The following is a 26668-nucleotide window of genomic DNA, read 5'->3' on the forward strand; positions in this document are numbered from 1 at the left end:
TGACTGGAGGTCAGAAAATGAACATCAAGAGCCTTCTTCTCGGCTCCGCTGCGGCACTGATCGCAGTTTCCGGTGCGCGCGCCGCCGACGCCGTCGTCGTCGCCGAGCCGGAACCCGCTGAATACGTCAAGATCTGCGACGTCTACGGCGCTGGCTACTACTACATCCCCGGCACCGAAATCTGCCTGCGCATCGGCGGCTATGTCCGCTATGACATCTCCGTGGGCCAGGCTGGCTCGTTCGACGGCGCCAGGTACCAGGACCTGTCGGATGCCTTGGATGGTGAAGACAACGTCAACGACGGCTATTACAAGCAGGCTCGCTTCACGTTGAGGACCTACACCGGCCAGGAAACCGAGATGGGCACCTTGAAGACCTACACCGAGACCCGCTTCAACTGGGGAACCGGTTATCAAGACGTGCCTGGGTTCGACGAGCACTTTTCCAGGTTTGGTAGCAGAGGCGTTTCGCTGAATTTCGCCTGGATCCAGCTCGGTGGTCTTCGCGTCGGTAAGGACGAAACAGCCTTCAACACGTTCACCGGCTACGCCGGCAACGTCATCCAGGATACGATCGTTCCCTACGGCGGCTTCGACACCAATGTCGTCCAGTACTACTTCGATGCCGGCAACGGCTTCTCGGCCGTGGCGTCGTTGGAAACCGGTGAAGGCTTTATCCTTAACAGCGCCAATACTGCCATCACTCTCGGTCACGACTCGGTCGACAGCTATGTTCCGTATGTCGTTGGCGGCGTGAAGTACACGCAGGGCTGGGGTTCCATCAGCGGTGTTGTTGCCTATGACAGCAGCCTGGAAGAATGGGCCGGCAAGGTTCGCCTCGACGTGACGCCGATGCAGAACCTGTCGCTGTTCCTGATGGCCGGCTACGGCTCTGACGACAATCTCCCGCGCAACTTCTACAAGCAGTGGGGCGGTAACTGGGCAGTCTGGGGTGGTGGCACCTACACCATCAACGAGAAGACCTCGTTCAACCTGCAGGCGTCGTATGACGAAGCCAAGGAAGCTGGCGTCGCGGCCAATATCGCCTACGATATCGTTCCCGGCATGACGATCACGGCCGAAGTGGACTGGGCTCATAACAGCCACCACATCGATAGCGACTCGCTGCCCGGTTATGAATACAACTGGACCGGCATCCCGGGCGACAAGAAAAACGCCGTTGGCGGCTTCCTCCGCTTCCAGCGCTCGTTCTAAGGGCTGGACTTAAGGCAAGTGAAATCCAGCCCGGGCGCCTTAACGCCCGGGCTGTTTTTGTTTTCGCGACTGGTCGCAAACAGAAGGAAAAGGGGGTTCGGTAGCTGAACAGGGTTGTGGAACGATGTCGTTGGGATCCGCCACTGGTGGATGAAATCGGCCACAACGCTTAAAACTCTTGAAAGGGCACCGCCAAGCAGGTAGGTCTAGGCCTATCCACTCGGGGGTGTGGCGAATAATGACGAACGATGCGATTCAAGAGGGAGGAACCTCTGATCATTTTTCGATGTTTTCTTCTCAAACTGCAAAAATAAAATACAGTTACAACAAGATACGAGAAGTAAAGTCGCACAGGATCGGAGAACTTTTTTCAGCATACCGGGACATACTTTGGGATGACGGGCGGCATAAATACAATGTCAGCTCCTTCATCGGCGAAATAGACGAGATCCTCCTTGGGGAGCGTTTCAGCGCCTTTGACCAAAGCACCCTCGACAATCTTATCGGCACCTTGCGCCAGCGCGGCAACAGCAACGCAACCATCAATCGGAAGATGGCTGCCCTCAGCAAACTGCTGCGCAAGGCTCACAAGATGGGAGATATCCACAGCCTGCCCGAGTTCCGCCGCCAGAAGGAGCGGGCGGGACGGATTCGTTTCCTCGAAAGGGACGAGGAGGCCCGGCTGTTCGCTGCCATCAAGAGCCGCAGCGAGGACGCTTATCGGCTTTCCGTCTTTCTCGTCGACACCGGTTGCCGCCTCGGCGAAGCGCTGGGTTTGATCTGGAACGATATCCAGGAGCACCGCGTCAGTTTCTGGATCACCAAATCCGGCCGCAGCCGCACCATTCCGATGACCGAGCGGGTAAAAGAGGTGATCAAGCTGCCGGCCACCGAGGGCCGCCGGCCCAAAGGCCCGTTCACCAAGCTCAGCCAGGCGCAGTTTCGCGCCATCTGGAACGATGCTAAGGCCGAAGTCGGGCTTGGCGCCGACGATCAGGTCGTGCCGCATATATTGCGCCATACTTGCGCCTCGCGTCTCGTCCAGGGCGGCATCGACATCAGGCGCGTACAGATGTGGCTCGGTCACCAGACGCTGTCGATGACCATGCGCTACGCCCATCTGGCCACCAACGACCTCGACGGCTGCGTCACCGTGCTGGAAACGCCTCGGTCCGGTGGCTCGGACATCGGCGGTGCAAGCGCTTTGTCTGCTCCACCTCCGGCAAGGCGAGGGCCAAAAGGCGAGCCGGCCGCAAGCAAGGCCCCAAAGCCAGCGAAGAGAAGCGCCAAATCCTGACGGATCTGACGTGAGATATCAGCCAGCCGCTCAGGGTTGCGCTGCCCCTCATTGCCCTGCCGGGCATTTCTCCCCGTATAGCGACGGGGAGAAAGGCGCCCTTGCGAAAGATTTCGCTAATCCCCAGCGTTGCAGACACCACCCTTCTCCCCGTCGCTATACGGGGAGAAGGTGCCGGCAGGCGGATGAGGGGCAGCGCCGACATCGATAAAATTATTTCACCGCTAATTCCGGAACTGTCAACGGCCGTCGGAATGCTTTGACCGACGCAAAACCTGCGCGTGAATTACTTCGCTCGGTCGAGCTTTACTTCCTGCCACCCCGCCGCTCCGCCCGATCGAAAAAACCAGCGATCCTGCCCGGCAGGATCCCGGACGCCAAAAAAAGTGCATGCCCCTGGCCGTCGGCAGTGATCGTCTCGATATCGGTATGGCGCGTCCGCATCTGCTCGAGCGTTTCGGCGGACAGCAGCTTCGAATTGGCGCCGCGTATGACGAGCATCGGGATGGCCGCCAGCGCGTCGAACTGTGGCCACAGATCGGCCAGCGGCCGGCTGGGATCGAGCCCCGCCAGCGTCTCGACCAGTTTCGGATCGAAATCGGGCAGAAATCCCTCCTCGGTCTCGCGGTAGAGGGCTGATGCCATCCGCTCCCAATCCGCATCGGTCAGCGCCGAAAAATCCCCGCCATGGGTGCTGCGCAGGCCGCAGACCACCTCCTGGTACGTCTTCGGCCATGGCGCGAGGTCGAGATAGGAGCGGATATGGGCGAGACCTTGCGCCTCGATCACCGGGCCGATGTCGTTGAGAACGACGGCCTTCAGCACGGCCGGCCGCATCGCCCCGAGCACATGGATGATCAGTCCGCCGCGCGAGGTGCCGATGAAGGCTGCCTCGTCGACGCCAAGTGCAGCCAGCCCGGCGAGAATATCCCCCGCTTCGATGCCGATATTGTAATGGCCGATATCGGCATCGTAGGCGGACTGCCCGCGCCCGCGATAATCGAAGGCGACAACCCTGCGCTTCGCCTGCGTCGACAGATAAAGCGCCAGCTCGTGGAAATCACGGCAATTGCGGGTCAGGCCGGGCAGGCAAACGACTGGCCAGCGGCCGGAATTCGCTTCGCCGTAGATGCGGGCGTGCAGGGACAGCCCGTCCGGCGCGGCGTAGAAGAAATCGGAGAAGCCTTCGTCGTTTGGCATGTACACTCGATTCCGTGCTGCTGTCAGATCGTTTGCGACTGCTACAGGCGAGGGCAGGGGCGGTCAAATCGGGGGCTCTTCCTTCTCTCCTTGTGGGAGAAGGTGGATCGGCGCGTTAGCGCCGAGACGGTTGGGGGGAGGGTGGACGGACGCTGTCGGAACCAAGCTGGAGCACCCCTCATCCGACCGAGCTTCGCTCGGCCACCTTCTCCCACAAAGGGAGAAGGAAAGGCTAACCCCGGCCGTTCACCAGATCCCCGACAATGTCGTATTTGCCGGAGATACGCATCTTGTAGACCTCGTAGTTCTCCATCACGCGCTGGACGTAACTTCTTGTTTCCGTATAGGGAATCCGCTCGATCCAGTCGACGATGGCATCGATGTCCTTGCCGCGCGGATCGCCGTATTTCGCCACCCACTGGGCGGCGCGGGTGGGGCCGGCATTGTAGCCGGCGAAGGTCAGCACGTAGGAGCCGTCGAAGCGGCCGAGCTGCTCGCCGAGAAAGGCAGCGCCCAGCGTTGCGTTGTAGCCGGCATCGGTGGTCAGCCGGGCCTGCGAGAAAGTCATGCCGGCCTTCTTCGCCAATTGCTTGGCCGTGCCTGGCATCAGCTGCAGCAGTCCTCGCGCGCCGGCGCTGGAGACGGCGCCGATATTGAACTCGCTTTCCTGACGGGCAATCGCATAGGCCAGCGCCTTGCCCGAGCCGGAAATGTTGGCGGTGTCGGGAATGACGCCGAGCGGATGCGACAGCGCGCCGACGTCGATGCCACGTGCGCCGGCGATCTTGCCGACCTTCAGCGCCATGAAATGGTTGCCTTGTCTTTCCGCCAGCATCGCAAGCAGCGCCAGTTCGCCGGGGCTGCTCAACTGCCCGGCAAGGTCGCGGTAGAGGGTTTCGGCATAGCGGTCATAGCCTGCCTGCTGCAGCCGCTCGATGGCGCTGACCGCCTCGCGGGTGGCAAAATTCTGGCGATCGGCGGCACTTGGCTGCGGGTAGACGATGTTGAGGGTATGCCGGCCGACACGCTCGCCGGCGAGCTGGCCGTAAAAGGTCGTGCCGTAGCTGGCGGCACGGCTGAAATAATCCTTGGCACTGCCGGGACCGCCGAGTTCGGCGGCACGGCCGAGCCAGTAATAGGCGCGCGACAGCGACATCGGCCCTTGGGCGAGCTCCGCGATTTGCGCAAAATGCTTGGCGGCGGTGCTCGGGTCGTTGAGGCCGCGCAGCGCGTACCAGCCTGCATGGAATTCCGCCTCGGCAGCATTGGCGGGACTTTCGGCGGCATGCGCGGCGACTATTCTGTAGGCGGTCTTCATGTCGCCCTGGTCGACCAGCTCGCGCGACAGCACCCGGCGTTCGACCCACCAGGCGTCCGGATCGACCAGAGCGTCGCGGTCACCCGGCGCCTTCAGCACCAGCGCGGCGGCATCGGAAAATTTCTGTTGCTTGCGCAGATATTCGGCTTCGGCAAACAGATAGCCGGCCGCCCGCTGCGCTGCCGGCACCGCCTTCAGCAGCTTGGCCGCGTTCTTGTCGCCTTTGGTGACTGCCGCCCAGGCATCGGCCAATTGCTGGGCACCGGCGAGACCGGCGACGCGCAGCGCCGAAGCGACCCGATCGGCATAGAACATGCGCTCCATGCGGAAGCGATGGTCGGCGGCCGGGATCAGCGCGCCGAACTCGCGGATGACCGCCGCCTCGTCCGTGGCTTCGAGCTTTTCGGTGCGCCAGAATGGCGACAGCACCGAGCGCGCCGCCTTCGTATCGCCCAGCGCTATATAGGAGCGGGCAAGGATCACCACGCCCTCGAAGGTCAGCGGCTGGCTGCCGTCGAACGCCCGCACCACGACCTGTGGCGCGGGGTTCTCGCGATAGAGCGCGCGCTCGCTGTTCTTGCGCAAGGCGATCGTGCCCGGCCAGTTCGGCAGCATCTTTGCCGCATCGGCGATGTCGCCGCTCGGCACCTGGTCGCCGCCATAGAGCGCTATCGCCCAGGCAAGGATATGCCGGTCGAGCGATTTGGCCGGCTGCGTCTCGCGTACTTGGCGCGCGCGCTGAATGTCGTTTGCCGCCAGCGCGTCGAGACCGCTCTTCAGCGCCGCGACGCTGGCGGATGGCGAAGGGGACTGCTGCAGTGCATCGTTCTGCGGCTCCGTCATCGGGATCGCCGACGTGACCTGCCCATCGACGCTGCCGCCGATCGCCGCACCGGGGATCAGCACAACGATCGCGCCGAGAAGCGCGAAAAGATGAGGCCGCCTGGTCGGCATGGATTTGGTCTTTTCCTATTTCTTCGATGCTACAGCTGGCACAGATGAACTGCAGCCTATTCGTCTGTGATGAAGGGCGCGTAAAGAAAACCCTATCGAGGTCGTTCGAATTGCAATTGCTGGCGCAATGCTTGCCGCGCAACAATGTCGAGACTATGGTGCGCCGCTTCGCTTTCGGCTAGAAGGCGCGCACGACAAACACCTACAGCGCCGCGCGTCTTCTCAGACGCGCAAAGGACGCTGTAGCAATTTAAATTTGGCGCATGATCCTTTCCGAAATCGACTGCGATTTTCGGGGTCATGCGCTAGTCCCAAGGAGTTGGACGACATGCTAAGAGGCTCGCTGACCGCGCTCGTCACACCGTTCGAAAAGAGCGGCCGTTTCGACGAGAAAGCCTTTCGCGCGTTCATCGCCTGGCAGATCGCCGAAGGCACGACGGGCGTCGTCCCTGTCGGCACCACCGGCGAGTCGCCGACGCTGTCGCATGACGAGCACCGCCAAGTCGTCAAGGTTTGCATCGAGGTCGCCAAGGGCCGGGTTCCGGTCGTCGCCGGCGCCGGCTCCAACAACACCGACGAGGCGGTCGGCCTGGTCCAGTATGCCGAGAAGGCGGGCGCCGACGCGGCCCTTGTCGTCACGCCCTATTACAACAGACCGACGCAGCGCGGCCTCTATGCGCATTTCGCCGCCGTCGCCAAGGCAACCAGCCTGCCGATCATCATCTACAACATTCCGCCGCGCTCGGTGGTCGACATGAGCCCCGAGACGATGGGCCAGTTGGTGCATGACTTCAAGAACATCGTCGGCGTCAAGGATGCCACCGGCAAGGTCGAGCGGGTTTCGGAGCAGCGCGCCACCTGTGGCAAGGATTTCATCCAGCTCTCCGGCGAAGACGCCTCGGCGCTCGGCTTCAACGCGCATGGCGGCGTCGGCTGTATTTCGGTGACGGCAAATGTCGCACCCAGGCTTTGCGCTGAATTCCAGGAGGCAACGCTTTCCGGTGACTGCGCCAAGGCGCTCGACCTGCAGGACCGTCTGTTGCCGCTGCACAAGGCGATTTTCATGGAGCCCGGCGTTTCCGGCGCGAAATATGCGCTGTCGAAGCTGGGCAAGGTCGAGAACGTGCTGCGCTCGCCGCTAATGACGGTCGAGCCGTCGACCGCCGAGAAGATCGACGCGGCGATGAAGCACGCCGGCTTGATAAACTAGGGATGAGGCGCCACCTCTCCGCATCATGAATCACGTCAGAAAAGCCGATCCCAACAACAAGACCGTTGCGGAAAACCGCAAGGCGCGGTTTTCCTATGAGGTGCTCGACACGATCGAGGCCGGCCTGGTGCTGACCGGTACGGAAGTGAAATCGCTGCGCCAGGGCCAGGCCAATATCCAGGACAGCTACGCCTCGGTCGAGGGCGGCGAGATCTGGCTGATCAACTCCTATTTGCCGGAGTATCTGCAGGCCAACCGCTTCAACCATGAGCCGCGCCGCCGCCGCAAACTGCTGCTCAACAAGCGCGAGATGGCCAAGCTGGCGCAAAGCGTCGACCGCGAAGGCATGACGCTGGTGCCGCTGAAGATCTACTTCAACGACCAAGGCCGTGCCAAGCTGCTGCTCGCCGTTGGCCGCGGCAAGAAGCTGCACGACAAGCGCGAGACCGAAAAGCAGCGCGACTGGTCGCGCGAGAAGGGCCGGCTGCTGAAAGAGCGAGGGTGAGGGGCGGTCCGCGAAGCGGAGGAAAAGCCAGCGATTTGGCTTTTCGAGCGACGAACGCCCGGAGCCGTAGCGGCGGGCAGGGCGGACCAAAAGGGATAGGTCTCGTTTGAAAAACCGGATCGTCTTATGGGGCGCGGCCGGTCTGCTCGTGGCGGGCCTCGTTCTGGCCGGCGGCTATACCTACTTCCAGACATTTTCTCCGGACCGCCGCAAATATCCGGTCAGGGGCATCGACGTCTCCCATCATCAGCGGCAGATCGACTGGCGGCGTGTTGCCGCCGACGATGTCGCCTTCGCCGTGATCAAGGCGACGGAAGGCGGCGATCATGTCGACGATGCCTTCGCCGCCAATTTGCGCGCGGCCCGCGCCGCCGGTCTTGCCGTCGGTGCCTATCATTTCTTCACCTTCTGCAGACCGGGTACGGATCAGGCACGCAACTTCATCTCGGTGGTGCCGCACGATCAGCCTTTGCTGCCGCCGGTGGTAGACATCGAGTTCGGCGGCAATTGCCCGCAGCGGCCAACTCCCGAACAGCTGAGCGCCGAACTCTCCGCCTTCCTCGGCCCGGTCGAGGCGGCGTTCGGCAAGACGGCGATCCTCTATGTGACCGACGAGGCGGCGCAAGCCTATGCCGGGCAGCTAGCCAGCCGCCCGCGCTGGCTGCGTTCGCTGGCGCTGCGGCCGGCCCATGACAACTGGATCTACTGGCAGTATCACAACCGGGGCCGCGTCGACGGCATCAGCGGCGACGTCGACTTGAATGTTCTCCAGGGCGGGCCGGCGACGCTGGCCGCGTTGTTTGCCGCAGCGCCTGAAGCGACGGCGTCGGATTGACGCTATTCCTGTCCACCAAAACACCGTCGATGGCCCGAAGACAGAGCGACGAAGCGTTCCCCATGTGGCTATTCATATCGCAGGCGGCGCCGTGCTAAGTACATTTGATGCCGGAGCGCCCTTCATCAACCAATGACAGCAACGCCCCGCCTGCTGCGACGGACGGCGGCGACCCCCGCCTGGCATTTGTCTATGCGGAGGCGGTGCGTGGCCTCCAGCACCAGCAGGGCGTGGTTGAAAGTCTCAATACGCGCGCCGGCAATCTGATCTTCGCAACCGCGTTCGCGAGTTCTCTCCTCGGAGGCAGGGCGCTCCTGGATGGCGTGGGGCCTTGGGACTGGCTGGCGCTGACATTGCTTTTTCTTATCGGGCTGCTGGTCGCGATTATGGTGTGGCCGTATTATAACTATACGTTCCGTTTCGATCCAGAGAAGCTGCTCCAGGACTTCGTCGATCAGCACCCTCCCGCAACCCTGGACGGGATGCACCGAGCGCTTGCGCTGCGCATCAAATCCGACATGGCCAGCAATTGGCGGATCATCCAACGCCTGCGCGTCGCGCTGCAGCTTGCACTGTTTCTGTGGTTGCTGGATCTCCCGGCCTGGTTGTTCGCGATCGCCCGAATCTAGGGCTCGTGCCCTGGCGGGCGTCGCCCGACTCTATGTCTTCAGAAAAGCTTCTATCTGACTGAAGACGTTGACGAACATCGCTTCCGTCAACACGCCGGTATTGGTGTTGTAGCGCGAGCAATGATAGCTGGAAAACAGCGTGATGCCATTGGCCTGCTGCTGCCCACCATGCCGGAACGGATAGGCTGCAACGCGTTGGCCGAGCGCCCGCACGGTCGACTGGTGCGCGATCGAGCCAAGCGCCAGCACAGCGCGCAGATTTGGAAATCGCGCGATCGTCGGCACCAGGAACGTCCGGCAGGTCGCTATCTCGGCGCCAACCGGCTTGTTGTCCGGCGGCACGCAGCGCACCGCATTGGTAATCGCCGTACCGACAAGCTCCAGCCCGTCATCCGGTCGCGCTTTGAATTCGCCGCGCGCAAAGCCGTGCGCGATCAGCGTGTTGTAGAGCAGGTCGCCGGCAAAATCGCCGGTGAAGGGGCGCCCCGTCCGGTTCGCCCCGCGCAGTCCAGGCGCCAGCCCGACGATCAGCAGACGCACTGCATCCTCGCCTTCCGGCGGCAAAAAGGTCGGCACCGGCGCGTTGAACCAGGACGGCTCGCGCCGTCGCCACTCGGCGATGAAGTCGTGCAACCGCGGGCAGAGCGGGCAATCGCGATCGGGTTCGGGGGAGACGACCAGGGGCGCGGTCAAGGCAACGACCGTCAATAGTCTTCCTCGTCGACTTCGGCCGGTTCGGGCCGGCGCACCGGCCGCTCCGACGGATCGCGGCCGACTTCATTCTTAAGCGTCATCAAGTCGATGAAATGGTCGGCCTGGCGGCGCAGATCGTCGGAGATCATCGGCGGCTGCGAAGCCATGGTCGAGACGATCGACACCTTGCGCCCGCGCCGCTGCAGCGCCTCGACCAGCGTGCGGAAATCGCCGTCGCCCGAAAAGATGACATAATGGTCGACGACATCGGCAAGCTCGAGCGCATCGACGGTCAGCTCGATATCCATATTGCCCTTAATCTTGCGCCGGCCGGTCGAGTCGGTGAATTCCTTGGCCGGTTTGGTCACCACCTTGAAGCCGTTATAGTCGAGCCAGTCGATCAGCGGCCGTATCGAGGAGTATTCCTGATCCTCGACCAGCGCGGTGTAGTAATAAGCGCGCAGCAGATAGCCGCGTTTCTGGAAGCTCGCCAGAAGTTTGCGGTAATCGATGTCAAAGCCCAGCGCGCGCGAGGTGGCGTAGAGATTGGCACCGTCGATAAAGAGAGCGATTTTTTCACGAGGATCGAACATGGAAAATGTCCTTTTTCGAAATAAGCGGTCGTCTAAATGCGTGGCGACTATCGGCCGGTCTGATAATAGACCTGTTGGCCTTCATCGTTCGAGATAACGCCAGTTTTACGGCAATCCAAGGCACCATGCCGCACCGCAAGCAATTGTGATCGGCGCTGTGTCGTCGCAGGCGGCCCGCGTCAGAGCTGCGCACCGCCATAAAAGCTTGTATTTTGGCAGCGTTCAGGTTATGGACCGCGCCTGTTTTCCATCAAATCCAGGCATGAAAGGGGCAACTCATGGCCCGCGTAACCGTTGAAGATTGCATCGACAAGGTCGACAACCGCTTCGAGCTGGTGCTCTTGGCCGGCCACCGCGCCCGTCAGATCAGCCAGGGCGCGCAGATCACCGTACCGCGCGACAACGACAAGAACCCGGTCGTTGCGCTCCGCGAAATCGCCGAAGAGACGCTGTCGCCGGACGACCTCAAGGAAGATCTCATCCATTCGCTGCAGAAGCATGTCGAGGTCGATGAGCCGGAAGCCGATGGCGAGGCGATTGCCGACCAGACCGGCAGCGCCGTTGCAGCCACCGATGCCGACGACGCCGAGGACAACGTCACCTTCGATCGCATGACCGAAGAAGACCTGTTGGCCGGCATCGAAGGCCTGGTGCCGCCGGAAAAAAGCGACGATTATTGATCTTAGCGACAACTGCCGACACTTTCGCGTCGGCAGTTTCGTGGCTATCTATGACATGCGCCGTACGCCAGTGCGGCGCATGATTCATTTCAGCATTGCGAGATCCCGGCCATGATGCGTCAGTATGAGCTTGTCGAGCGCGTGCAGCGCTACAAGCCTGACGTCAACGAGGCGCTGCTCAACAAGGCCTATGTTTACGCCATGCAGAAGCATGGCCACCAGAAACGCGCCTCCGGCGACCCGTATTTCTCGCATCCGCTCGAAGTCGCCGCCATCCTCACCGAAATGCACATGGACGAGGCGACGATCGCCGTTGCCTTGCTGCACGACACGATCGAGGACACCACGGCGACCAGGGCCGAGATCGACGAATTGTTCGGCCCGGAAATGGGCAAGCTGGTCGAGGGCCTGACCAAGCTGAAGAAGCTCGACCTCGTCTCGAAGAAGGCCGAGCAGGCGGAGAACCTGCGCAAGCTGTTGCTGGCGATCTCGGAAGACGTGCGCGTGCTTCTGGTCAAGCTCGCCGACCGCCTGCACAATATGCGCACGCTCGACCATGTGCCGGAAGCCAAGCGCCTGCGCATCGCCGAAGAGACGATGGACATCTACGCGCCGCTGGCTGGTCGCATGGGCATGCAAGGCATGCGCGAGGAGCTGGAGGAGATTGCCTTCCGCTTCATCAATCCGGAAGCCTACCGCGCCGTCACCGCACGGCTGGCCGAAATCTTCGAGCGCAACAAGGGCGTGCTGTCGGAGATCGAGAAGGCGCTCTCCACGCTGTTCGACAAATATTCGATCAAGGCCGAGGTCAAGAGCCGGCAGAAGAAGCCGTGGTCGGTATTCCGCAAGATGGAGGCCAAGGCGCTGTCGTTCGAGCAGCTGTCCGACATTTTCGGCTTCCGCGTCGTTGTCGAGACGGTCGAGGACTGTTACCGCGCGCTCGGCGCCATCCACACCACCTGGTCGATGGTGCCCGGCCGCTTCAAGGATTACATCTCGACGCCGAAGCAGAACGACTACCGCTCGATCCACACCACCATCGTCGGCCCGTCGCGCCAGCGCGTCGAATTGCAGATCCGCACCTATCAAATGAACAAGATCGCCGAATACGGCGTCGCGGCTCATTCGATCTATAAGGATACCGGTGGCAAGATGAATGGTGCCGCCCATGCGATCTCGAAGGAAACCAATGCCTATGCCTGGCTGCGGCGCACCATCGAGCAGCTTGCCGAAGGCGACAATCCCGAGGACTTCCTCGAAAACACCAAGCTGGAACTGTTTCAGGACCAGGTATTCTGCTTCACGCCGAAGGGCATGCTGATCGCGCTGCCGCGCGGCGCCACGCCGATCGACTTTGCCTATGCCGTCCACACCGACGTCGGCGACACTTGCGTCGGCGCCAAGGTCAATGGCCGCATCATGCCGCTGATGACGGAGCTGAAGAACGGCGACGAGGTCGAGATCATCCGCTCGAAGGCGCAGGTCCCGCCGGCGGCGTGGGAATCGGTGGTCGTTACCGGCAAGGCACGCTCGGCCATCCGCCGCGCCACCAAGAACGCCATTCGCAAGCAATATTCGGGTCTCGGTATCCGCATTCTGGAGCGCGCCTTCGAACGCTCTGGCAAGACCTTCACCAAAGAAAGCCTGAAGCCGGTGCTGCACCGGCTGGCGCGCAAGGACATCGAGGATGTACTGGCCGCGGTCGGCCGAGGCGAACTTGCCTCCACCGATGTCATGAAGGCGGTGTTTCCCGACTACAAGGACGAGCGTGTCACGCTGGTCGCGCCCAAGCAGCGCGAGGAGGGCTGGTCGAAGATCCGCAACGCCGCCGGCATGCTGTTCCAGATTCCGGGCCGCGCCGCACGCAAGGACAAGAACCAGCCGCGAGACGATGCAGTGCCGATCCGCGGCGTGCGCGGCGATCTGCCGGTGCGCTTCGCGCCGGAGGGGGCAGTGCCAGGCGATCGCATCGTCGGCATCGTGCAGCCGGGAACCGGTATCACCATCTATCCGATCCAGTCGCCGGCGCTGCAGGCCTTTGACGACCAGCCCGAGCGCTGGATCGACGTGCGCTGGGATATTGACGAGCGCACCAAGGAGCGGTTCCCGGCGCGCGTCTCGGTCACCGCCATCAACGCGCCGGGTTCGCTGGCCGACATTGCACAGGTCGTCGCATCCAACGACGCCAACATCCACACTCTGTCGATGGTGCGCACCGCGCCCGATTTCACCGAAATGCTGATCGATCTTGAAGTGTGGGACCTCAAGCACTTGAACCGGCTGCTGTCGCAGCTAAAGGACAATTCGAGCGTCAGCGATGCAAGGCGCGTGAATGGGTGAATAGCGAATAGTGAATAGTGAATAGTGAATAGTGAAAGAGGGTGCTCTCACTACCCTACTACCATTCACCATTCACCATGGACATGGAGTGAACGATGAACACCGATGAAGTGCTGGGCATTTTCCGCGAGGCCGGCGCCGTTCTCGAAGGGCATTTCATCCTGACGTCGGGCCTGCGCAGCCCGGTCTTCCTGCAGAAGGCGCGCGTTTTCATGCATGCCGACAAGACCGAGCGCTTGTGCAAGGCGCTCGCCGAAAAGATCCGCACTGGCGTGCCCGGCAGGATCGACTACGTCGTCGGCCCGGCGATCGGCGGGCTGATCCCGGCCTATGAGACCTCGCGCCATCTTGGTGCGCCGGCGATCTGGGTCGAGCGGGAAGGGGGCGAATTCAGGCTGCGCCGCTTCGAGATCGCCAAGGGATCGCGCGTCGTCATTGTCGAGGACATCGTCACCACCGGCCTGTCGATCCGCGAGACCATCGACTGCCTGCGCGGCCTTGGCGCCGAAGTCGTTGCCGCCGCATGCATCATCGACCGCTCGGCCGGCAAGACCGATGTCGGCGTGCCGCTGATCGCGCTCGCCGAATATGAAGTTCCGGCCTATCCAGCCGACATGCTGCCGCCCGAACTCGCCGCCATACCGGCGATCAAGCCGGGCAGCCGCAATATATGACTGAGACGCTGCCGTGATTGCCGGCATCGATCATTTCGTGCTGACAGTTCGTTCGGTGGACGATACCTGCGCCTTCTATCAGCGCGTGCTTGGCTTCGAGCGCCTCGACGAGCCGGATCGACCAACGGCGCTGCTGTTTGGAACGCAAAAGATCAATGTGCATGAGGTCGGGCGTACCTTCGAGCCGAAGGCCAAGGCGCCGACGCCGGGCTCCGGAGATTTCTGCTTGATTGCTGCCCGGCCGCTCGCCGAGATATGTGCCAACCTCGCCGCCAATGGTGTGGTGATAGAGGTCGGCCCGGTCGAGCGTGCCGGCGCTCGTGGCGCGATAATGTCGGTCTATTTTCGTGACCCGGACGGCAACCTCGTCGAGGTCAGCGAATATCGATCCTAAGCGACGCTCCTTAAATTCGCCGCGATCATACCCTGTTCAGAACGGCGATACCCAAGGCTGGCGCGACCGGCCACCGAGCGGATGCCTCGGCCTCGTTGTTCTTCGGCCAGCGCATCGCTATATCAAAGTCGTAGTTGCTTTTCGGCGACCGCAGAGCGCAGCATAGGGCTGTCGCGCCCGGCTGGAGAAGCCGGCGTGAAGCTATTGACGGAACTAGGAACAGGAACAGAGTGCTTTTTCGACGGCGCAAGCCTGATGGTTTTTTCGAGCGGGTGCGTACTTATTTGTGGCCGCGCCGCTCGTTCTCGCGCTCGCTGCGGTATTTTTCCAAGCGCATCCTGCGGCTTAGGGCCACGCCGCATGCCGTGGCCGCCGGTGTTGCGGCGGGCGTATTCGCGTCGTTTTTCCCGCTTGGCTTTCACTTCATCATTGCTGCCATCCTGTGCTGGCTGATCGCCGGCAATCTTGTCGCGGCAGCACTCGGCACGGTCTTCGGCAACCCCCTGACCTTTCCGCTGCTATGGGCCGCCTCCTGGGAGGTCGGCAAGCTGATCCTGCATGAACACCTGCCGGCGCATGGCCCGCCCGCGCATCTCGGCGACATGCTGCATAATCTTTCCTTTGCGCAATTGTGGGGACCGGTGCTGAAGCCGATGACGATCGGCGCAATACCGCTCGGCCTGGTTTTCGGCCTGCTGTTTTACGGCATCACCCGCTGGGGCATGGTCACTTTCCACGAGCAGCGCCGCAAGCGGCTGGCCGAAAGAGCGGCAAAGGCTGGAAAAACCGGGCCGGAAGTTCCTGCCGAATGATTATCGGTATCGGCAGCGACCTCATCGACATCAGACGCATCGAGAAGTCGCTGGAACGCCATGGCCAGCGCTTCATCCAGCGCATCTACACCGAGATCGAACAGGCGCGCTCCGAAAACCGCGCGGCGCGTGCGGCCTCCTACGCCAAGCGTTTCGCTGCCAAGGAAGCCTGCGCCAAGGCATTGGGTACCGGTCTGGCGCAGGGTGTGTTCTGGCGCGACATGGGGGTCGTCAACCTGGCCAGCGGCAAGCCGACCATGGCGCTGACCAATGGGGCGGCAGCGCGGCTGGACGAAATTCTGCCTGAAGGGCACCGCGCGGTGATCCACCTCACCATCACCGATGATTTTCCGCTCGCTCAAGCCTTTGTGATCATTGAAGCGTTGCCGGTCGAAGAAGCGCCACATTGATTGCATCTGACCACCGGCATGACGTTGCCCAGCGCGCGCCGAGACTCTATACCATCCAACGCACAATCGAGGACGACATGAGCGTGGCTGAAAAAACCCAGAAGAAATCCGGCGGACTTGGCGAAACCGTCAGCGTCATAGTCCAGGCCCTGCTGCTTGCGCTGGTCATCCGCACGCTCCTGTTCCAGCCGTTCTCGATCCCGTCCGGGTCGATGCGGCCGACTTTGCTCGAAGGCGACTATCTCTTCGTCACCAAGTGGTCCTACGGCTTCTCCCGCTATTCACTGCCGTTCGGGCCGAACATCTTTTCGGGCCGCATCTGGGGCTCAGAGCCGAAGCGCGGCGACGTGGTGGTGTTCAAGTTTCCGCCGGATCCTTCTGTCGATTATATCAAGCGCGTCGTCGGCCTGCCGGGCGACAAGATCCAGGTCAAGGATGGCCAGCTCTTCATCAACGACGTGGGCGTGCCGCGCGTCAAGGTCGGGCAGATCGACAACCGCGACATCACCGAGGAGAACGGGCCGGTCGATGTCTATCGCGAGACGCTGCCGAACGGCGTCAGCTACGACACGCTCGACCTGACGCAGGCTTCGATCGGCGACAATACCAAAGAGTTCAAGGTGCCGCCCGGTCACTATTTCATGATGGGCGACAATCGCGACAACTCGTCGGACAGCCGCTTCACCGTCGGCTTCGTGCCGGACGAGAATTTGGTCGGCCGCGCCAACCTCATTTTCTTCTCGATCGGCGGCAGCGCCAGCCCGCTCGAAATCTGGAAATGGCCGTCACTGATGCGCGCCTCGCGCCTGTTCGATTTCGTCAATTAGGGCCATGGCGGCGACGAAACGGCTGACCGCCGATGCGCTCGCCGAGGCGCTCAGGGAGCGCACCGGCCACAGTTTTGGCGACCATCAGCGCCTGCAGCGGGCGCTGACCCATGCCAGCGCTCGCGGCAGTCACGCCGGCATCGACTACGAACGTTTCGAATTCCTGGGCGACCGCGTTCTCGGCCTTGTCGTTGCCGATATGCTGCTGGCGGCATTTCCCGACGCCGCCGAGGGTGAGCTGTCGCTGAGATTGAACGCTCTGGTCAACGCTGAAGCCCTGGCGGAAATTGCCGAGGAGATCGGCCTGCCGGAACTTATTCGCGCCGGTTCGGACGTACGCGGCCTCGACGGGCGCAAGCGCGTCAATCTGCGCGCCGATGCATTGGAATCGCTGATCGCCGTGCTCTATCTCGACGGAGGGTTGGAAGCGGCCCGTGCCTTCATCCACAGATACTGGCAGCCGCGCTCGCAAGCCATTGACGCCGCCCGTCGCGATGCGAAAACCGAACTCCAGGAATGGGCGCATCAGGCGGCAGGCGCAGTGCCGGTTTACATAATCGACAGCCGCGAGGGACCGGACCACGATCCGCTGTTCACCGTCAGTGTCAAGGTCGGCGCCTATCCGCCGGCGACCGGCAGCGGGCGCTCCAAGCGCGAGGCGGAGCAGGCTGCAGCCGCGGCACTTCTGCAGCGGGAAGGCGTCTGGCTCGATCAAGGGAGTGCCGCATGACCGCCACCGAAGCTCCGGCAACAGAAGCTCCCGCTACCCGCTCCGGCTTCGTCGCGCTGATCGGCGCGCCCAATGCGGGGAAATCGACGCTGGTCAACCAATTGGTCGGCGCCAAGGTGTCGATCGTGACGCACAAGGTGCAGACCACGCGCGCTATCGTGCGCGGCATTGCCACCCACAACAACGCGCAGATCGTCTTCGTCGACACGCCGGGCATATTCAAGCCGAAGCGCCGGCTGGACACCGCGATGGTGACCACAGCGTGGGGCGGTGCCAAGGACGCCGATATCGTGCTGCTCTTGATCGATGCCGAGCGCGGCATCCGGGGCGATGCCGACGCCATCCTCGAGCGGCTGAAGGATGTCCGGCAGCCGATGGTGTTGATCCTCAACAAGGTCGATCGGGTCAAGCACGAGACGTTGCTGGCATTGTCGGCGGCAGCCAACGAAAGGGTGCCGTTCAAGCGCACCTTCATGGTTTCGGCGCTGACCGGGTCCGGCTGCAAGGACCTGCTCGACTATCTCGCCGAGACCTTGCCGGCCGGCCCCTGGTACTATCCGGAGGACCAGATCTCCGACCTGCCGATGCGCCAGCTCGCGGCCGAGATCACCCGCGAAAAGCTCTATCTCAGGCTGCATCAGGAACTGCCTTATTCCTCCCACATCGAGACCGAGAAATGGGAAGAGAAGAAGGACGGCTCGGTGCGCATCGACCAGACAATCTATGTCGAGCGTGACAGCCAGAAGAAGATCGTGCTCGGCCATAAGGGCGAGACGATCCGCGCCATCGGCCAGGCCGCGCGCATGGAAATCGCAGGCATACTCGAGCAGAAGGTGCACCTCTTCCTGTTCGTCAAGGTGCGCGAGAACTGGGGCGACGATCCCGAGCGCTACCGTGAAATGGGGCTCGAATTTCCGCACTGAGCCTGTTTGGGCGATCCGCAGAGCGGCCTGTTGGCCGCCTCAGGATTCTGAGCGGTCGCCGGGCTGCCCGATTGGTCGACTTGCATATTGAACAGCCGGCCGAAATCATTCCGGGAGGCCATGCGCCGGCCATGTCGGGCCGACCCGTTCCTTGGGGGTACCGGCGCGACGGGAAATCCTGAGCGGTTTCTGAGAAATTTCCGATACTTCATGCAAAACAGGCCAGCTGACCGGCTGGAACTCCTGCCGATACTGCGATCGAGCATGGTTACCGTTTGTCGTCTCTCCGTCATACACCCTGCCTATAGGCGTGCGAAGACCCGCTTCCGAGCAAACCGGAACAGGCGGGCAAGCAGCCAGATTAGGACATGACCAGGACTTGGAATCGCATCGACCCCATCCGTCAGATCGAGTTTGCAAACGCCGTCGCTGTTGAGATCGAGCGCGTGCTGGCGCGGCAAGGCAAGGTTACGAACAGCGATGCGGTCGTTGCAGCGGGCAGGGTCGCCGGCGCCGTTGCCGCCGCCGTCGCTTTGCTTGCGCCGACCGACATCAGTGCGATCGACACCATGCAGGAAAGATTACCCGGCATGGCGTCGCGTTTCGTGCGGATATTGGCAGCCGAAGCTGCGGAACGCCGTGCCCGGACGCATCTGTCGACGGCGCACGAAGGCCAAGGGGCAGACATCCAACACCTGGCCGGAACGGGCGACCTCGACTCGATGAGGCTCGAGGACTGGGCCGGTCGGGTCGCCGGGTCGACGTTCCTGCAGCAAAATCTCGGCATATCGCGCTCGACCCTGCATCGCTGGCAGCGGAGCGGCACCGTCGTTGCGTTGCGCACCGGTGGCCGCAAACATGTATTTCCCCTGGCCCAGTTCATCGACGGCAGGCCGGCGCCGGGTATCAAGGAAGTGTTATCCGCGATGCCCGATCCACGGCATGCCTGGTCGTGGCTGATCGGCCCCGCGCCCGGCCTCGCCGGACGTATTCCCATTGAAATGCTCAAACGGGATCTGGTGGCAGAAGTCGTTCTTGCCGCACAGAACGCAGCGATGGCGAAGTCGCCTTGATCTCGCTGCCAACGTTAGAAGTCTATTCCAAAAAAAGAACACGTAGAAGGAATGTATGTCGGACTCGTATCGGTTTGCCGGCTAATGGCATAAGTATATTTTTGTACAATTGTGACAGTGTCTCGTTTGTGCCGGGGGCAAATTGTGAAGAAAATATAAAGTGATATTTGTGCAACATGAATTTATTCTGTTATATAAACATTGATTATTTTTGGAATCGTCATTGAGACTGGAATGCGGATGAGTATGTTCGCCGCCTGAAGAGGGGGTGCGGTGCGCGCCTTTTTCGACGTGGGTGAGGCGTTGAGCCGTTCAACCCATGAATCCAAAGCCATTTTTAACTTTGACTGGAGAGGTCAGAAAATGAATATCAAGAGCCTTCTTCTCGGCTCAGCCGCGGCATTCGTCGCGGTCTCCGGTGCGCGCGCCGCCGACGCTGTTGTGGTCGCCGAGCCGGAACCCGCCGAATACGTCAAGATTTGCGACGTCTACGGCCCCGGCTACTTCTACATTCCCGGCACCGAGACCTGCCTGCGCATCGGCGGCTATGTCCGCTATGACGCCAGCTTCGGCGACGCCGGCCGCGTTTTCGATGGCGCGACGACACATGACCTTTTGGACGGTGACGAGCAGCAGACCTGGAACAAGAATGCCCGCTTCAATCTGAAGACGTGGACCGGCCAGGAGACCGAGCTCGGCACGTTGAAGACCTATACCGAGACCCGTTTCAACTTCGGCAACACCAAACACACCGTGAGCGGTGTTGATTTCAGCGTGCAGGACAACAAGGCGGTTACCCTGAACTTCGCCTGGATCCAGCTTGGAGGTTTCCGCGTCGGTAAGGATGAAACTGTCTATGATTCGTTCATTGGCTACGCCGGCAACGTCGTCCAGGACACTATCATTCCTTACGGCACCAAGGACACCAACCTGATCAGTTATTACTTCGACGGCGGTAATGGCTTTACGGCAGTCGCCTCGGTCGAAACGGGCTCCGGCGCTAGTCAGTCGATCGACAGCTATGTTCCGTTTGTCGTCGGCGGCGTGAAATACAAGGGTGACTGGGGTGCGATCACCGCGGTCGGCGCCTATAACAGTGCGTCGGAAGAATGGGCCGGCAAAGCTCGCCTCGACGTCAAGCCGATTACTGACCTGACCCTGTTCGTGATGGCGGGCTACGGCAGCGACGACAACGTCGCGAAGAACTTCTACAAGCCGTGGACTGGCAACTTTGCCGTCTGGGGCGGCGGCAGCTATGCCGTCAACAAGAAGACGTCTTTGAACGCCCAGGTCTCCTATACCGACGACCAAGACTTCGCCGTTGCGGCCAACGTCGCCTACACCATCGTTCCTGGTTACACGATCACCGCCGAAGTCGATTATTACGACAATTTCGATGCCGACGATGCCGACACAATCGGCGGCATCTTCCGCTTCCAGCGCTCGTTCTGATCAAACGACGATCTCGCAAAAAACGGCCCATAGCGATACGCTACGGGCCGTTTTGGTTTGGCGGCGGATACGTCGCACATCTTGATTTCGCCATCCAACCGGTGACAAGCTCTCGTCATGGAATGGCGCGACGAGGGAATCATTCTCGGCACCCGCAAGCATGGCGAAACCAGCGCCATTCTCGAGGTGATGACGTGCGCGCATGGCCGCCATCTCGGTCTCGTGCGCGGCGGCCGTTCGCGCAAACAGCAGCCTGTCTTGCAGCCCGGCAATCGCGTCGACCTGTTGTGGCGGGCGCGGCTCGACGAGCATCTCGGCACCTTCCAAGTCGAGGCTATCGAGATGAACGCCGCCCGGCTGATGGACAGCGCCGTTGCCGTCTACGGCCTGCAGACGATGGCCGCGCATTTGCGTCTTCTGCCTGAGCGTGACGCCCATGGCGGCCTTTACGAGACGCTTGCGGTGATGATCGCTCATCTCGACGATGCCGATGCCGCCGGCGAGCTGGTGGCCCGCTTCGAGCTGCTGGTACTCGACGAACTCGGTTTCGGCCTCGATCTCAGCCAGTGTGCGGCGACCGGCACCAGGCAGGACCTTGCCTATGTCTCGCCGAAATCCGGCCGCGCCGTGTCGCGGGCGGCGGGCGCGCCGTGGCGCGACAAGCTGCTGGCGCTGCCTGCCTTCCTGCAGCGCGGCTCCGGGCTGCGCGCCGATCCGGCGGCGATCGAGGACGCCTTCCGGCTGACCGGCTTCTTTTTGACCCGCCATGTCTACGAACCGCGCGGCATCGAGCCTCCCGGCGCCCGCGCCGGGTTTCTCGCCGCCTTGCGCAGGCATTATGCGCCCGGCCATGGATCCGGCAAGGCGAGCGCCGCAGAAACCGCCGGGGAGACCACCAGATGAGCGACGTTGAACCTTATCCCGGCAACGTTTCGCCGCTCGGCCGTGGCACAAGGGCCGCACGCTGACGGTTTCGGAAGCGGCGCTGAACGACGCCAACGGCAAAGCTGCTGGCTTTCGCCACCGAAACATGCTCGATCTTTCCGGCCAATCTGGCGGCACGTTGAATGGACCGGCCGTTTGGCCGCCGCATTTGAATGTCACTGAACATTGAATGTCAGTGACAACTGGCCTGGTTTGGGGGAACCGCCATGTTTGAAAGCCTGATTGGCCTCGTCGCCATCATCGTGCTGTTCGTCATCATTTCACGCCAGCAGAGCCGCATCGGCCTGATCGAGCGCGAGCTTGGCGCCTTGCGCAGCCTTGTGCTTTCGGGCACGCCTGCGCTGCCGCCGCAAGCCAAGGAACCGGCTGCAAACGACAGCAAACCGGCGGATGCCGCAATCCCGCTTGCGGCCGCAGCCGACATGGCCGTATCGCCACGGACCGCAGCGGTCGTGTCAGCTTCAGAGGCCGATGCCGATACAACGGCGCCGTCCGCGCCGGAGTCGGCGCAACCGGCGGCAGCGGCGAAGGCAGCTCGCCAGTCCGACGTCGAAACGGCGCTCGGTACCCGCTGGGCGGTCTGGGTCGGCGGCATCGCGCTGGCGCTGGGTGGCTTGTTTCTGATCCGCTACACCATCGAGGCCGGCATTTTCGGGCCACGCGTGCGGCTTGTCATGGCGGCGGCACTCGGGCTGGTGCTGGTCGCCGGCGGCGAGTTCATCCGGCGCACCGGCTTCAGGGTGCCGGTGCAAGGTGCCGCCGGTGCCTATATCCCGGCGATCCTGACGGCGGCCGGCGCTTTCATCCTGTTCGGTACCGTCTACGCCGCGTACAGCGTTTACGGCTTCATCGGCCCGACGCTCGCTTTCACGCTGCTCGGCGCCATCGGGGTGGCGACGATCGCGGCAAGCCTGGTCCACGGTCAGGCGCTGGCCGGCGTCGGCCTGCTCGGTGCCATGGTGACGCCGCTGCTGGTCGCCTCGCAGGCGCCCAATCCGTGGGCGCTGTTCGGCTATCTGGCGATCGTGCTCGCCGCCACCTGCGTCATTGCCCGCATCCGCGACTGGAGGCTTTTGATGGCCGCAGCCTTCGTCGCCACGGGCATCTGGACCATCTTCTACATGACCGACGCGCCGGGGGCGAACCTTGCCGTCATCCTCTTTATCGACGGGGTGACACTGGCCGTGCTCGCCTTCGTCTGGCTTGGCCGCCGCGACGAAGCGGTCGCCGGCAGCGGCTTCGACTGGCCGTCGATCGCGCCGGGCTTCTTCGTCGGCCTTTCGGCGCTGGCCCTGTTTGTCGATCCGGCCTTCGCCGCCATCCGCGGTGCATTGCCGGGGGCCGCCCTTGTCGCAGCCCTGGTGGCGGTGGCGCTCTACCGGCCGCGGGCGCTTGCACTGCTGCACGCCGCCGGGCTGGCGACGGTACTGGTCTATCTCGGCATCATTCCGCCGACCACGATCGCTTCCGATTTTTCGGGTGGCGCTCTCGGCGTCGACGGCATGCCGGTTGTGGGGTCCGATGCCTTGATGCTCAGGGTCGGCATCGCGCTCGGCCTGGTCTTCATCGGCGCCGGCTTTTGGGCGGCGCGCCGTTTTGCGTCCGCTGGCTGGCTGCGCGCCGCCGCATGGGCGGGCTGGAGCGCTGTCGCGCCGCTGGTCATCCTGCTGGCGCTCTGGTCTGCCTTCGGCAATCTCGACCGTGACCTTGCTTATGCGGGGGTCGCAGCCGTTTTGGTCGGCGTCTTCGTCGCCGGCGGCGAATGGATAGCGCGCGGCGAAGCGCCGCCGCTAACCGGCGGCGCTGCTGTCTCCTTCGCGCTCGGCGGGGCGGCGATTGCCGGCCTGCTGATGCTGCACATGGCCTTTGGTTCCGGCTGGACAACCATCCTGCTCGGAGCAGCCGCCGTCGTGCCGGCGCTGGCGACGCGCTGGCGCAGTTATCCGGTGCTTGGCTGGATTTCCGTTGGTGCGGTGATTGCAGTGCTCGGCCGCGCTGCCTTCGACCCGACCATCGTCGGTGCCGAGTTCCTGTCGAAGACGCCGGTGTTCAACTGGCTGCTGCTTGGATATGGCGTGCCGGCGCTCGCTTTCGGTTTTGCCGCCTGGCAGCTTGCCCGAACCACCAACGGCCGACCGCGCCTCGCAATGGAGGCCGGCGCCGCGCTGTTCGCCCTGCTCACCGTCGCCATGCTGGTGCGCCATGCCATGCATGGCGGCGTCATCGATACCGCTGCTGCGACGCTTGCCGAACAGGCGATCTACACGCTGATCGCGATCGGTGGCGGTGCCATCCTGGTCGCCATCGACATGCGCTCGCCAAGTTCGGTGCTGCGCTACGGCTCGATTGCAGCGGGCGTGGTCTCGGTCGCGTTCATCGTCCTCCAGCATTTTTTGGCGCTGAACCCGTTGCTGACGGATGAATCGACCGGCAGCATTCCGGTGTTCAACCTTCTGTTGCTCGCCTACCTCTTGCCGGCAGTCGCGACAGGCGCACTGGCGCTCTATGCCCGCGACAAGCGGCCGAAATGGTATGCGGCCATGCTGGCGGTTATGGCGGCGGTGCTCGCCTTCGCCTATGCGACGCTGTCGGTCAGGAGGCTGTTCAAGGGTGAGTTCATCGGCCTGTGGAGCGGCCTCGGCCAGCTCGAGACCTATACCTATTCGGCGCTCTGGCTGGTCATCGGCGTGGTGCTGCTCACCGCCGGTGTCTGGCTGAGGTCGCAGGTGCTGCGCATTGCGTCGGCGGCGCTGATCTCGGTCGCCGTGCTCAAGGTCTTCGTCTTCGACATGTCTGAGCTGGAAGGCGTGTTGCGGGCGCTGTCCTTCATCGGCCTCGGCGCGGTGCTCATCGGCATCGGCTTGTTTTATCAGCGGCTGCTGACAAGAGCGGCGAGGGAGGCCTAAGGGATCAGGGGAGATCGCTGGAGTCACGGCCTTCCTCAATTTTCCAAGGATGCAGAAAAGGCGCTGTCGCCGAAGCTGCCAATCTCCCACTTGTGGCGGAGATGCCCGGCAGGGCAGAGGGGGGCGCGAAGGAACGCGGCCTCAAAGGCGAACAGGGCGAAGCGAATTCGCATTTTTTGCCGGTCGCAACGTATTTTGTTCTTGCTTTGTGCCGGCAGCTATGGTACTAATTTCGCTATGGTGCCAATTGGCTCCAACGACCCGCCCGCCGAGGCGGGTTTTTTGTGTGTGCCGAGCATGATCGACCAGCTCGGAGGTGCAAGTCCTCTACCCAGCCTGATGGCGGCGAAGGGTTATCGAAGCACAAGGGCTCGATTCTGGATCGCTGCGCCTTCCGGCACGTGCCAAGGCGGGATATCGGGTCTTTGTCGCGTCGCTCGCGATGGGAGGGACTCTGTTTGCCTCTCAATCCTGCCGGGAATAAACCTGCCGCTGGCAGCGTTATTCAGATGCTTGGGTGACCGGGGCGGCGGACCGCTTCGCGCTGGCCGCTTGCGCCGCGCCGCGAAGGCGCGTTCAATCACCACGGACAGGGCTCCAGAACCAGCGGTCATGGACGAAAAGAAGGCAGCAATCCTTGGTGAAATACCGCGTCTGCGCCGCTATGCACGCTCGCTGTTGCGCGACCGCGATTCCGCCGACGATCTCGTCCAGGATTGTCTCGAGCGGGCACTTGTGCGGCTCGACAACTGGCAGACAGGAGAAAGCCCCAGGAGGTGGCTGTTTACGATCATGCATCATTTGTTCATCGACCAGATGCGCAAGGTGAACCGGCGCGGCGAGGCAGCGATGCTGCCGCTCGAGGCGAGCGAGGCGCAGGCAGCACCCGCCGAGCAGGTCGAGAGCATCGCCTCGCGCGAGATCGTCGAGGCTCTGCAGGCGATCAGCCCAGACCGGCGCGCGGCCCTTGTGATGGTCGCCATCGAAGGGTTTTCCTATGCCGAAGCCGCCAACATCCTTGGAGTCCCCGCCGGCACTTTGATGTCGCGCATCGCGCGCGGGCGTGAGGAACTGCGCGCGCTGCTGGATGATACCGCGCGCCGCCGATCGATAAGGATCGTCGAGAAATGAGCCGGCGCGATTTCTCCGAACGCGACATTCACATGGCGCTCGATGGCGAGTTGCCGGGCGACGAGCGGACGGCCTATGAGGCATGGCTCGACGCCAATGCCGAGATGAAGGCCAAGAGCGCACGCTACGCCGCCGACCGGGCAGCATTGCGCGCGGCCTTTAACGGCGTGCTGGACGAACCCGTCCCGGTGCGGCTGAATAAAGTGGTGCTCGGCGAGGCGCCAGCGGTCAGAGCGTCGCCGTCGCGCTCGCGTTGGTGGCTTGCGGCCGCCGCTGCCGCCATCCTGGTGATTGGCGGTGCTGGCGGCTATCTTGCCGGCATCGGCGGCCTCGGCCTGGAAAATACGGCCGAGGACCAGCTTGCCGAAGAGGCGATTGCCGCCCACGTCATCTATGCCGCTGAAAAGCGGCATGCTGTGGAAGTGCCGGCAAGCGACAAGGATCATTTGCAGAACTGGCTGTCTAACCAGGTAGGTTTGAAGCTCGTCGCGCCAGATCTGGCGGCGCAGGGATTCCAACTGGTCGGTGGCCGGCTGCTGCCTGCCGGCCAGGGCAAGGCCGCGATGCTGCTTTACGAGGACGACAAGGGCGAGCGCATATCGCTCTTCGTAATCGCCGAATCGGCGGCCAAGGCCAAGGGCACTTATGGGTCGGAGGAAAATGGTCCTGAGGCCGTCTACTGGCTGGACAAGGGTTATGGCTGTGCCGTCGTCGGATCGCTGCCGCGCGAGCAGCTAGCCGCGGTGGCCAAGAGCGCCTATGGCCAGCTTCTGGCGGGCTTGAAAAGCTGAGCAGGATCTCGTTTTTCCGGAGCCGCGCCGATGCCGAAACACGAAGGTCGTTTCAAAGCCTTTGCGCGACCTGCCTGCCTTGAAAACTGTCACAATTCGGCCCTAATCGAGGTGCGATAGCGCTTGCTGAAT

Annotated in this window: 25 protein-coding genes; 21 read left to right on the forward strand and 4 right to left on the reverse strand. The window is 62.5% G+C overall.

What is annotated here, in order from left to right; genetic code table 11:
- Positions 1-17 precede the first annotated feature (17 nt).
- Both NKJ28_RS28140 and NKJ28_RS28145 read left to right on the forward strand, forming a co-directional pair.
- Complete coding sequence (locus tag NKJ28_RS28140) at positions 18-1214, forward strand: porin (RefSeq protein WP_352637861.1); 1197 nt, start codon at positions 18-20, stop codon at positions 1212-1214.
- A 238-nt stretch (positions 1215-1452) separates the two neighbouring features.
- Positions 1453-2511: a tyrosine-type recombinase/integrase gene (locus NKJ28_RS28145; RefSeq protein WP_352795750.1), complete on the forward strand. Its 1059-nt coding sequence runs from the start codon at positions 1453-1455 to the stop codon at positions 2509-2511.
- A 306-nt stretch (positions 2512-2817) separates the two neighbouring features.
- Here NKJ28_RS28145 and NKJ28_RS28150 read toward each other — a convergent pair whose 3' ends face one another.
- Positions 2818-3711 (reverse strand): alpha/beta fold hydrolase, encoded by an 894-nt coding sequence (locus tag NKJ28_RS28150; protein ID WP_352637862.1) that lies wholly within the window; start codon positions 3709-3711, stop codon positions 2818-2820.
- Positions 3712-3943: 232 nt separating this feature from the next.
- A complete protein-coding gene (locus tag NKJ28_RS28155) occupies positions 3944-5983 on the reverse strand; it encodes a lytic transglycosylase domain-containing protein (RefSeq protein WP_352637863.1) in 2040 nt (679 codons plus the stop codon).
- A 328-nt stretch (positions 5984-6311) separates the two neighbouring features.
- On the opposite strand from NKJ28_RS28155, the gene dapA reads away from it, so the two are divergent.
- The 4 genes from dapA (at position 6312) to NKJ28_RS28175 (ending at position 9162) form a co-directional block, all read left to right on the forward strand.
- On the forward strand, positions 6312-7193 hold the full coding sequence (gene dapA / locus NKJ28_RS28160; protein WP_352449009.1) for a 4-hydroxy-tetrahydrodipicolinate synthase: 882 nt from the start codon (positions 6312-6314) through the stop codon (positions 7191-7193).
- A 25-nt stretch (positions 7194-7218) separates the two neighbouring features.
- Positions 7219-7698, forward strand: a complete 480-nt coding sequence (gene smpB / locus NKJ28_RS28165; RefSeq protein ID WP_023677778.1) for an SsrA-binding protein SmpB — start codon at positions 7219-7221, stop codon at positions 7696-7698.
- Between the two features lie 106 nt (positions 7699-7804).
- Positions 7805-8533: a GH25 family lysozyme gene (locus NKJ28_RS28170; protein WP_352637864.1), complete on the forward strand. Its 729-nt coding sequence runs from the start codon at positions 7805-7807 to the stop codon at positions 8531-8533.
- Positions 8534-8640: 107 nt separating this feature from the next.
- Positions 8641-9162, forward strand: a complete 522-nt coding sequence (locus NKJ28_RS28175) for a hypothetical protein (RefSeq protein ID WP_352622542.1) — start codon at positions 8641-8643, stop codon at positions 9160-9162.
- Positions 9163-9192: 30 nt separating this feature from the next.
- On the opposite strand, the gene NKJ28_RS28180 is transcribed toward NKJ28_RS28175, so the two are convergent.
- Positions 9193-9870, reverse strand: coding sequence for a uracil-DNA glycosylase (locus NKJ28_RS28180; protein WP_245274739.1), 678 nt, complete (start codon positions 9868-9870; stop codon positions 9193-9195).
- Complete coding sequence (locus NKJ28_RS28185; protein WP_023677774.1) at positions 9867-10448, reverse strand: LabA-like NYN domain-containing protein; 582 nt, start codon at positions 10446-10448, stop codon at positions 9867-9869. Before NKJ28_RS28185 ends, NKJ28_RS28180 begins: the two co-directional genes overlap by 4 nt.
- 278 nt (positions 10449-10726) lie before the next feature.
- Here NKJ28_RS28185 and rpoZ point away from each other — a divergent pair, with 278 nt between their 5' ends.
- The 15 genes from rpoZ (at position 10727) to NKJ28_RS28260 (ending at position 26536) form a co-directional block, all read left to right on the forward strand.
- The gene (rpoZ, locus tag NKJ28_RS28190) at positions 10727-11128 is read left to right on the forward strand and encodes a DNA-directed RNA polymerase subunit omega (protein WP_023677773.1); all 402 of its coding nucleotides are present in this window, start codon (positions 10727-10729) and stop codon (positions 11126-11128) included.
- Between the two features lie 111 nt (positions 11129-11239).
- Positions 11240-13468 (forward strand): RelA/SpoT family protein, encoded by a 2229-nt coding sequence (locus NKJ28_RS28195; protein ID WP_023677772.1) that lies wholly within the window; start codon positions 11240-11242, stop codon positions 13466-13468.
- 95 nt (positions 13469-13563) lie between these two features.
- Positions 13564-14142 carry an orotate phosphoribosyltransferase gene (gene pyrE, locus NKJ28_RS28200; RefSeq protein ID WP_352449004.1) on the forward strand — a complete coding sequence of 193 codons (579 nt, stop codon included), beginning with the start codon at positions 13564-13566 and terminating at the stop codon, positions 14140-14142.
- Between the two features lie 13 nt (positions 14143-14155).
- Positions 14156-14536, forward strand: coding sequence for a VOC family protein (locus NKJ28_RS28205; RefSeq protein ID WP_352592010.1), 381 nt, complete (start codon positions 14156-14158; stop codon positions 14534-14536).
- Positions 14537-14766: 230 nt separating this feature from the next.
- Positions 14767-15348, forward strand: coding sequence for a DUF2062 domain-containing protein (locus NKJ28_RS28210; RefSeq protein ID WP_023677769.1), 582 nt, complete (start codon positions 14767-14769; stop codon positions 15346-15348).
- Complete coding sequence (acpS, locus tag NKJ28_RS28215; RefSeq protein ID WP_023719885.1) at positions 15345-15758, forward strand: holo-ACP synthase; 414 nt, start codon at positions 15345-15347, stop codon at positions 15756-15758. Before NKJ28_RS28210 ends, acpS begins: the two co-directional genes overlap by 4 nt.
- A gap of 77 nt (positions 15759-15835) precedes the next feature.
- Positions 15836-16585, forward strand: a complete 750-nt coding sequence (lepB, locus tag NKJ28_RS28220) for a signal peptidase I (RefSeq protein WP_023677767.1) — start codon at positions 15836-15838, stop codon at positions 16583-16585.
- Between the two features lie 4 nt (positions 16586-16589).
- Complete coding sequence (gene rnc, locus NKJ28_RS28225) at positions 16590-17315, forward strand: ribonuclease III (RefSeq protein ID WP_023677766.1); 726 nt, start codon at positions 16590-16592, stop codon at positions 17313-17315.
- Positions 17312-18238 carry a GTPase Era gene (era, locus tag NKJ28_RS28230; RefSeq protein ID WP_023677765.1) on the forward strand — a complete coding sequence of 309 codons (927 nt, stop codon included), beginning with the start codon at positions 17312-17314 and terminating at the stop codon, positions 18236-18238. The genes rnc and era overlap by 4 nt, the downstream gene beginning before the upstream one ends.
- 368 nt (positions 18239-18606) lie before the next feature.
- Positions 18607-19311 (forward strand): antitoxin Xre/MbcA/ParS-like domain-containing protein, encoded by a 705-nt coding sequence (locus NKJ28_RS28235; RefSeq protein WP_352454374.1) that lies wholly within the window; start codon positions 18607-18609, stop codon positions 19309-19311.
- 363 nt (positions 19312-19674) lie between these two features.
- Entirely contained in the window at positions 19675-20763 is a 1089-nt protein-coding gene (locus NKJ28_RS28240; RefSeq protein WP_352637892.1) for a porin, read from the forward strand.
- Positions 20764-20880: 117 nt separating this feature from the next.
- The gene (gene recO, locus NKJ28_RS28245; protein ID WP_352637865.1) at positions 20881-21666 is read left to right on the forward strand and encodes a DNA repair protein RecO; all 786 of its coding nucleotides are present in this window, start codon (positions 20881-20883) and stop codon (positions 21664-21666) included.
- Positions 21667-21914: 248 nt separating this feature from the next.
- Positions 21915-24614 carry a DUF2339 domain-containing protein gene (locus NKJ28_RS28250; protein ID WP_352637866.1) on the forward strand — a complete coding sequence of 900 codons (2700 nt, stop codon included), beginning with the start codon at positions 21915-21917 and terminating at the stop codon, positions 24612-24614.
- A 612-nt stretch (positions 24615-25226) separates the two neighbouring features.
- Positions 25227-25745: a sigma-70 family RNA polymerase sigma factor gene (locus tag NKJ28_RS28255; RefSeq protein WP_352622556.1), complete on the forward strand. Its 519-nt coding sequence runs from the start codon at positions 25227-25229 to the stop codon at positions 25743-25745.
- Complete coding sequence (locus tag NKJ28_RS28260) at positions 25742-26536, forward strand: anti-sigma factor family protein (RefSeq protein ID WP_352637867.1); 795 nt, start codon at positions 25742-25744, stop codon at positions 26534-26536. The genes NKJ28_RS28255 and NKJ28_RS28260 overlap by 4 nt, the downstream gene beginning before the upstream one ends.
- Positions 26537-26668: the final 132 nt, after the last annotated feature.

The sequence above is a fragment of the Mesorhizobium sp. M0145 genome, from assembly GCF_040322355.1.
Taxonomy (GTDB): Bacteria; Pseudomonadota; Alphaproteobacteria; order Rhizobiales; family Rhizobiaceae; genus Mesorhizobium.